The sequence below is a fragment of the Nocardia sp. 852002-20019_SCH5090214 genome (genome assembly GCF_001665865.1).
Classification (GTDB): domain Bacteria; phylum Actinomycetota; class Actinomycetes; order Mycobacteriales; family Mycobacteriaceae; genus Nocardia; species Nocardia nova.
The window spans coordinates 1-7,922 of record NZ_LZMK01000437.1 but is presented as its reverse complement, the minus strand read 5'-3'; the positions used below and the strand labels follow the sequence as shown (position 1 = coordinate 7,922).

Below are 7,922 nucleotides of genomic sequence, written 5' to 3'. Positions count from 1 at the left end.
CCAGCCCGCCGCTCCCCCCCCCCCCCTCCGTCGTCTCCACGACGAGTCCGCCCCCGCCGAAGTCGACCGCCACGGTCACCGCCGGAATCACCGCCACCCGAAGCTCCAATCCGGCACCGGCACGATCGCGATACCCGAGCATCGCAAGCCCGTCCGCGGCCTCGCGCGGGCGCACGATCTCCCACGCGCGATCTCCCACCCGGCCAGGGTAGATCGGATCCCTCACCCGGTGCTCGCCACATTCGTTCGTGCAGGCCAGAGGCGTAGGGACAACACGCGCGACACGCCCTCGCGGATCAGGGTGAAATCGCGGCGGCTCCGTATGCTCGGCGCACCGCAGCTACTTTCTAATCCAGGGAGGTACTTTGCGTCACCGGTCTGTCCTCACCGCTTTTCTCGCATCGCTACTTCTGCTGATCGGGCCTCCGATCACGGCGCAGGCGCTACCGGACTCGGGATCCGGTTCCGGCTCCGGATCCCTCTCGGCGTCGCCCTGCCATCCCGGTACGCCGCCCACAGTGCCGAAGACGACCAACTACTACGACGGGCAGGAATATCTGGGGCCCGACCCGTTGCCGCAGGATCCACCTGTGGGTCCGTTGCTGACGGGATATCAGCGCTTCGGGAACCTCACCGAGGCCCAGTTCATTGCGAAGTACCGCACTCCGGACAATTCCATGTGGATATATCCACCCGATGACGGATTCCTGATCATCGACGGCCGTACGGCGGCACACCCGGAGGTGTTGCAGCCCGGCAAGCGTATCGACCGATTCGGTGCTCCGAGTGGAAAGTTCCTGGCACAAGAGGGCGAGTCGTACGGCGGGCGCGCGATACCACCGCAGAACCTCAACTCGCCCGGGGGCACTACGCAAAGCGATTATCACGTCTACTGCGTACTCGCGCCGTTCCAAGTGGAGGCCGGGCCGGCCCAGCCATGGTTCGAGCAGCCCGGACTCGGTACCCAATATGTTCTGGATACCAGTTTCCAGCCGTACCCCGGCGGAAAAGCGACCGTCCAATGGCTGCTCGACAACCACTACCTGGTCGAAGAGATCCCTGGTTGATATGGATCGCAGGCAATTGGCCGCCGCGCTGCTCGCCGCCGGAAAGCCTCCGCAGTGGTTCCAGATCGCCGGCGTTCATACCCACGACCCGCTGCCGACCGACTTCTGGTTCCTGCGACCGGGATCCGGCGGCGACTGGGAAGTCGGCGTCTTCGAACGCGGTGAGTACGACGTCCGAGGCCGATTCGCCGCCGAATCCGACGCGGCCGCATGGGTTTACGAATCCATGATGGGACACCCCCCACCGTGATGCGACTACGAAACGGCCCCTCACTTGTCATCAAGTGAGGGGCCGTTCCACTGCGCGCCCGGAGAGACTCGAACTCCCAACCTTCTGATGGGTTCGTGTGTACATAGTTGTCCGCTGGGAACGTTCAGAGTGCGTGCTAGGCAACGGATTCCGCCTTGGACGGTCTTGCGACATCTGAGTCGGTACGCCGATGTACGCGGACGTTTGTGCGGTCAAAGTAACGACGATTCATGTCCGAGTCCGATGGGCCTCGCCCTCACCTGTGACACCGTAGTGACGCGCAGGGCTTTGGGTGACCGCGGTGACCCTGGCAGACAGTAGATCACTACGTTGATGATGAACACCGTTCGTGGCGTTTGTGTTGGTTGGCTGGCAATGACTCCGTGTGCCTGACGTGGAGATTTGGGTTCGTAACGTTGGCTCAATGGGGCACCGCCGGGCGGAGCTGCGTACTCACTGCGTACCGGGCACGAAGGAGCGCGCTATCTGACTGAACTCCCAACCGCCTGATCGGCCCGTCTGGACAACCAAGCTCCACCGGGCCCTGTCTCGGAGATCCCGATCCCTGCACAACATGCGACACACGTACGACAACACTCCAACAACTGCCTATGCGGAGATCCGTTCGAACCCGCCATTACAGAACAACTCGCTCCTCTCTATTCCTTGATAGAGGGCGACCTTCCAATATATGGCACTAAATTTTCGCAGTAAGCTCTTTACCTTTCGTGAAGCTTCAGAAGATACAGCTTGCGCCCCACCGATCTCATAATATTCCCGATATAGACCACTATTCTCGAGGATTTCCACCGCCGCACTTGCCCCATACCGTCCGGCGAGGTCGAGCTTGTCAAAGTGAAAGTATGCGACTCGGCGTACATCATCCGGCAGGTGTTCGTTGATGGAAAACCGAGGTATCAGCATTTCTTCGACCAGTTCGAATTCGCATACAACTATTCCATCCAAGTCACTCAGGTCATCGATATATGGATGAGCAAACCTTCCCGAATCGTTATCTCCGACAATAGTAGATTTCTTCCTGTTGCACATATCGCATGCAGGAATTAGATTTGGCGCGAGAATGCTCAACTCCGGGTACATTTCACGAGGCAAATAATGGTCAAGCGTACCAGCCTGTGCCGCGCCACACATACCACAAAGCCCTCCCGTGGCGCCCTCGAATAGCTGTTCACGTAGCGAGAACAATGAGCCACCGTCGTAGGTGAGTTCGTAGTTGTCGCGAAGGATCTTGGCGTCGTCCTTAGTGAATTCCAAAACGGTTGGGTTGTGCGCGAATTGGTTGTAGCCCAAATAACGTTCTAAAACGTGTGGACGAAGATTCCGCAATGCGGACTTGGAACTCTTTCGCCTAACCCTACACGCAGTATCGTAATCATTCTGACAGTCGCGTACCGGAGCTGGAAAAGTGAACACTAGCTACTTACGCCCCCTCTTTTCAGCGCCATGACGTATGCCCTCGCCTGGTCGCTCATCTCCCCATCAAACAAATCATCGATAGCGGCGATCGACATTTCCGATGCCAGCCTTTCAAGCACTGAGTGAAAATCAGCTTGACTGCTATCGAGATTGAACACGCTGCGAGTCAAGGTGCCGATATTGGCTCCAAACGTCTCTTCGGTTGGCTCCTCTACCCGCGTCTGACTACCCATCCGCTTTAACACTCGAACATAGCGGCGTGGTATTTCTTGGACAATCACCGGTGAATGGGTGGTCAGAATCGCGTAAGATTCGTAATGTACGAGAATGATATTTAGCGCTTTTAGAAAAGCCGCCAGAAGGGAGGGGTGTAGATGAGACTCTGGCTCATCGATGAGAATTAAAGATCCCGGCTGGGCGCCCGCCACAATCTGCACGAGGATATTTATCACTATCTTATGCCCGGTGCTAAGGGCGTCGAAACGGTGTCTGAATTCCCATGTGTACTGCGACACAACGTCACCGATATTGATTCCAATGCGACCAAAAGATGGGTCGGCACCGAGAGCATGTAAGGCATGGCTCAATATCGGACGTTTATCTCGTCGCCGAGCTTCTTCCAGTGCGCTGGCAAATTCTTCTGTTATATCATTGGTGCTCTTCAAACTCCATGTTGCAGGTCCTTCTAGGAACGGGTCATCATCGTAGGTATACGCCGCGCGTAAACCGAAGTAGGAGTATCCAAATACGCCCTGGTCCTCCTGCGTTTCAAGGACCGAAGAATCCGACCTAGGTAGCCTGAACGTATCGAATGCACTGTACGAGATAGCGATGACGGAACTGAATCGTACGGTATCCGCGCTGTCGATATACCCGTACGCATCCGACCTAGACTCACGCTGCCATCGATCCCCTAGGGCAACAAACGCCAGGTTCGCTAAGAGTTGCGTCTTGCCAGTGCCGTTGTAGCCGATAATTGCGTTAATACGATCCGGAAGCCATTCCGATCGGTTGAACTCAAAGTCTACTGTGAAATTGTTGCCGCCTGTGTTTGTCAAAAATTTGAACTTTAAGCCGTGGTCGCTCTGTGATGCTTGTTTTTTACGAGCTCTAAATAGTGCGGGGGCATCTTCTAGAGCGCGTTCTGCAGTTCCCATTCGCATTAGTGAACGCTGAAACCCTGGCTCGGTCTCGAAATTGTCCCTAATGGATGACGTTAGAACGACATCGCGCAGCCCACGAAGGATCGCCTTTCCCAGACCTCCACCTTCAAGCTTATGTAATTCTTCATAGTATGAATAACTTTGCCCTAAAGATGCGTATTCGTCACTTAGTGTGGCAAATACACCTTCAGGCATCCGCGTCGCGTCGCCTTCTTGGCCTTTCCGCAGTACCTTTACAGTGCCGGCATCTACGTACTGATGCGGGGTGGAATATATGCGCACCCTGAAAAGGGTTCTAAAACCATAGTCATCCCAATTGTCGCGCTCGAGAACTACTAACGGAAACGGGCCTTCGGGCAGCTGTCCGTATCGTTCGATTACGACGAAGCGAACCTTTGTTTGCCCCGCCGTCGACATTTTTTCATCGATAGGCGGTGGCTCTTCCGTAACGAGCGCGAGCTTGATGTCGTCGAAGTTCTCGACAAGTAGGGGAATTGTTATTGGTGGCGTCGGCCGGGATTCGACCACGGCAGAGTATAAAGTCCAAAGACCTGTATCGTATTCGAAGAAGACGAGACCTTCAGCATCAAGACTATTCTTGACCTTATATCGCATGACCGCTTGGGTGATCTCGTCAGGATCCCCGTTCTCAGTCGTTGTTGCGATCAAAATTTTCGCATTCTGCGCTCTCGGTGACTGGCCGAACCGCACGCTGACATTTCCAGACTTCGATACGTGCGCGATGTACACATCTTTTGGTTCCAGCTGCAATATTCCTGCAATGACCGACTCTAAGTGTGAATACTTTGTGTTGCTTCGCGAAGAATGATCGATCTCAGCAAGGATGCGATATACGTCCCCTAGGTAGTTCGTTCCGGGTCCGACCCGACGCTGATTCATGCATTGAGAGTACCGAGGAAGAGAAGAATGAGCAGCCCTTCCGCGAGATGTCCACTCGGTCTGAGCCGATCTCCAGCTTGCCGACAGAACTAGAGATGCGTACAGAAATGGGGCATGCAGTTACCTGGATAAGGTGGCTGCTACGACGCTGTGTTCGGTAGTGCTGGAGCTTCGCGTACTTTGGCTCTGATGATCGGCAGCGACCGTCAGTCATTCAGTCATATAGCCAGGTCGACAGTGAGGATTGCCCTTCGCGCATAGAGGCTCCGGGGTTGATGCATATCGGCGAAACTGACGCGGACGCACCCTTGAGGCTGGAAGGCGGGGCCAACGCCGACGAACCGCGAGCGGGGGCATGCAGCTCGAAGGTCGCGCCTGCTCCCGCAACACGACGGGATGATCGGATGGGAGTCGATTCGGCAAGGCGACACGAGCGGTCGACCGGGCTGGATGCCGGCCGATTCGGGCCCGGCTGCGGGAGGTCAGTCGGGGACGGCAGACGGCGCGCCCAGCACTGCCTCGTTGATGAAGGTGGTCAGAGGGCAAAAGTCAGCGTTCCTCCACGTCGCCAGAGCGGCGCCGACGCGCCCGACGCGCCGCGAGCGACGTCCTTTCAGCGAGCGTTGCGCGGCGCCGCGTGGCGGCGCCGCTCGGCGGCGCGCCAGCGCCGCCCTTGATCCTCTATAGCCAAATTCGGCAACGACCCATGCAGGTGAGTGCATTTGCTCGCCGAAACAGCCTGTGCGCGGACAGACTTGGAGCATGGCTGAGCTTGCGCTGACGGCGGACCGTCGTGAAGAACTGGCCGGATTGTTGGGGGACGAACAGCGTCTTCGGGCCGAGTATCCGAAGGTGGCGGAGTACCTCGGCACCGCGCCGATGCTGCCGGGGACGGGAGACGACCGGGCCGATGCCGCGTTCGATTTGCGACTCGTGCACTACATGACGGGCGGGCCGTCGATCAGCGCGAACCCATACTGGGACATCGTGGCGCCATCGGTGTCCGAGCATCAAGGGCGCCGGGTCGTGGACGGTGGCCGGCCTCGAGGAAGCGCGCGACTGGGCTTCGCGCAAACCATCTTGCAGGCCACCTACGCCTACGCGATTCCGTCGCCGGAGACCGTGGCTTGGATGCATCAATTCTGCAATGGGCGTTCGGTAGTCGAGCTCGGAGCCGGCCGCGGCTATTGGGCTGCGCAACTGGCGAGCACGGGTCTTGACGTTGCGGCGTATGACTCGGAACCGCCGGACCGATCCGACAATCCGTCGTTCACTCAGGCCGAAGGCCAAGCGGATGTCTGGCTGAGCGTTGGTGATCTCGGGCAGTTCGCTGCGCGGTCGGTCGGCAGTGCCGATGAGGTTCTGTTCCTGTGCTGGCCGCCTGGATGGCGCAACACGATGGCGTCGGATGCGCTGGCAGCCTTCGAGGCGAACGACGGCCGCCGGTTGGTCTACATCGGTGAGCCGAAAGGCGGAAAGACCGGCGATGAAGCCTTTTTCGATGCGCTGAACGCGCGATGGAAGATCGAATCAGAGGATTCGAATTTTGTCTCTTGGTGGAATCTCGCCGATCAGGCTCAGGGCTGGATCCGGAAATAGAAGAAAACCGCTGGTCATCCATATTCGGATGACCAGCGGTTGTGTAGCGCTTTAGTGCTCGGTAGCCGCTTCAAATTCCGGCTTCAAATTCATGCGGAAAACAAATGCGTAATAGCGATCCCTCGGATAGGACACATCCGAGACCATGATTACTCGTCCTGTCGCGGTGATGTAGCGCTGGTGGACGGTCTTCACGAGGTCGCCGGGGGTGGTCTTCAACCACTCCGCGTGTGACGGCACCGGGATGCTGTCCGCCACTGTTTCCTCGAGTGTGGCAGCGTCGGATGTGTCCGCTACGTCGACAGGTTGGTAGCTGTCCGACACGGAGATAGGCCGGCCATCTTCGCTGGCACGAGTGACAACGTGGGTGATCTCCTCGCCGACTGCTACGCCGAGAGCATCGGCCAATGCTTCTGTGGCTGGAATCTTCTCAGTTGACCGGTCGATCTGAACCGTGCTGTCCGACTCGTTCGCGAACGTCACTTCCGGGTCCTCCATCTGACGTTCGGGCGAGATCCGGATCAGGTTCGGCCGATCCGATACGAACACTCCGCGCCTGCGCACAGACCGGACGAGCCCTTGACTCTGAAGGAGCTCGAGTGCCTTCCGCACCACGATGTCGGAGACATTGTTGCGCGCCGCGATTTCCGAATAGCTCGGCAGTTGAGTTCCGGGCGGCAATTCTCCGCCGCGAATTCGGCGAGCATACTCGCCTGCGATGGAAACGTAGGCAGGTTCCGCCATGAGGCTCATTCCCTTCAATTCGAAAATCACTAGCACGTAGGACCGGAAACTAGTGTAGCGCACTTCGTATACGTAAATTCGTATTCGGGCTGGTTATCGCGCGAAATATTCATGTATTCGAATCTGTATCCGAATCGACAACCTCCAATTCAGCCCGCTTCGTCCGACGATCCGAGGGACGGCGCTCCGGCCAGTACGTCACCACGCAATACACCACGACCGACAGAGGCAGGACCACGAGAAGCAGTCCGAGGGTTTCCACGGCGTTCACCCCCGCCGCCCACTCTGCTGCATCGGCCATCGAGCGAATGACAGTCGAGGTAGGACGGCCTCGACATCAGCTAAGCCCATGAGGCTGTTGAGGGTTAGCGGGTCCAGGTGGCTTGCCGAAGGGACGATCACCGCATCGACGTCGGCCGTGCGGACCTGATCAGGCAACGGCAGCAACGAGCTCGCCGGCCAAATGAGGGCATAGCCCAGATGCCTCGCCAGGCGCTGGACCTGGGCACGATCCCAGTCTGGCGCGACGGTTACATCGGGGTCGATCCACGCGAGAGCCGTAGGGCGGAATCTCATTGCGCACACCTTCTTGTCCCGTGATGCCGCGCGTGTCGATCGTCAGCAAGCCCTCGACCGGCGGCAATAGCGTCCTTACATCGCTCAGCGTATACGAAGATACGTATACGGACAAGACGACTTCGGCGCGCTGACCAGCGAGTTTGATCTTTCTCGCCCTTCGTATACGCAAACTCCTTGTGCGTA

At 57.9% G+C, this 7,922-nt stretch carries 6 protein-coding genes and 1 pseudogene; 3 read left to right on the top strand and 4 right to left on the bottom strand.

All coding sequences use genetic code 11. The annotated features are described in order from the left end of the window. Window positions 1-199, bottom strand: a pseudogene (locus tag A5780_RS42365) (AraC family transcriptional regulator); the annotation flags it as partial. A 319-nt stretch (window positions 200-518) separates the two neighbouring features. On the opposite strand from A5780_RS42365, the gene A5780_RS37355 reads away from it, so the two are divergent. Next, window positions 519-1,067, top strand: a complete 549-nt coding sequence (locus A5780_RS37355) for a TNT domain-containing protein (RefSeq protein WP_063010830.1) — start codon at window positions 519-521, stop codon at window positions 1,065-1,067. 1 nt (window position 1,068) lies between these two features. Then, entirely contained in the window at window positions 1,069-1,317 is a 249-nt protein-coding gene (locus A5780_RS37350; RefSeq protein ID WP_030516848.1) for a hypothetical protein, read from the top strand. A 609-nt stretch (window positions 1,318-1,926) separates the two neighbouring features. Here the strand turns inward: A5780_RS37350 and A5780_RS40540 are convergent. Next, window positions 1,927-2,628 carry an HNH endonuclease gene (locus tag A5780_RS40540; RefSeq protein ID WP_156769768.1) on the bottom strand — a complete coding sequence of 234 codons (702 nt, stop codon included), beginning with the start codon at window positions 2,626-2,628 and terminating at the stop codon, window positions 1,927-1,929. 122 nt (window positions 2,629-2,750) lie between these two features. Beyond that, window positions 2,751-4,817 (bottom strand): AAA family ATPase, encoded by a 2,067-nt coding sequence (locus tag A5780_RS39640; protein WP_082976944.1) that lies wholly within the window; start codon window positions 4,815-4,817, stop codon window positions 2,751-2,753. A 762-nt stretch (window positions 4,818-5,579) separates the two neighbouring features. Between A5780_RS39640 and A5780_RS37340 the strand changes: the two genes are divergently transcribed. Next, window positions 5,580-6,416: a hypothetical protein gene (locus A5780_RS37340; protein WP_064911376.1), complete on the top strand. Its 837-nt coding sequence runs from the start codon at window positions 5,580-5,582 to the stop codon at window positions 6,414-6,416. 51 nt (window positions 6,417-6,467) lie between these two features. Here the strand turns inward: A5780_RS37340 and A5780_RS37335 are convergent, their stop codons facing one another. Further along, window positions 6,468-7,169, bottom strand: coding sequence for a GntR family transcriptional regulator (locus tag A5780_RS37335; protein WP_231983217.1), 702 nt, complete (start codon window positions 7,167-7,169; stop codon window positions 6,468-6,470). Between the last annotated feature and the right edge of the window lie 753 nt (window positions 7,170-7,922).